Origin of the sequence: Sphingobacterium sp. IITKGP-BTPF85, from assembly GCF_001006065.1 — a bacterium.
GTDB lineage: Bacteria > Bacteroidota > Bacteroidia > Sphingobacteriales > Sphingobacteriaceae > Sphingobacterium > Sphingobacterium anhuiense.
Window position 1 is genome coordinate 1 of the sequence record NZ_ASZT02000333.1, and the last position, 589, is coordinate 589.

At 34.8% G+C, this 589-nt stretch carries 2 protein-coding genes; both read left to right on the forward strand.

What is annotated here, in order from left to right; translation table 11 throughout:
• On the forward strand, window positions 1–189 hold a 189-nt coding region (locus tag L950_RS34725), incomplete at its 5' end, for a hypothetical protein (protein WP_037527940.1).
• Window positions 170–358 carry a hypothetical protein gene (locus tag L950_RS25510; protein WP_021192181.1) on the forward strand — a complete coding sequence of 63 codons (189 nt, stop codon included), beginning with the start codon at window positions 170–172 and terminating at the stop codon, window positions 356–358. The genes L950_RS34725 and L950_RS25510, both read left to right, overlap by 20 nt.
• Window positions 359–589 lie beyond the last annotated feature (231 nt).

Sequence of the window (589 nt, forward strand, 5' to 3'; positions counted from 1 at the left end):
GCTAAAAGCAAATCAAATGAGACATACAGACGTATAGATTTCGACTACGAACTAAAAAAGAGAGGAAGAGCTTATTTCTGGATTATTATGCATGTAGATAAGCAAAAAGATCCTCAATTAGCTATTGACTTCACTAAAACCTTAGATTACCAAAAATGTACGCTCTGTTATGGCCTATGGACTAAATGAAGAGCAAGCCGAGGCAATTGTAAAAGATGGTTATGATAAATTTTTAACGTTCGTTGAAGATGTAAACAAAAAAGCAAGAAAAGGCGAGATTAAGGTTGAAAATGCGACTGCTTATATAATTGGCACTTATCAGAAAAAGGGCATTATCCAAAAATCCGTAAAAGCTTAGATCGGGCGTAGCCGATAAGCCACAATGAGCGTGAGGATTAAAAGCTCCACCAGCTTTTCTTCTTTTTTTAGCTGTTCTTTTTTCTTCTGGGGGGACTTAACAGTAACATAGCTTTTTGAAGGTCTAAAATTCTGTGTTCTCTTTCTTCTAAAATCTGGTCTTTCAATCTTATTTCTTGCTCATATAAGGCAATCTTATTTTTTAGTTCAGAAAATTCAATGTCTATGGACA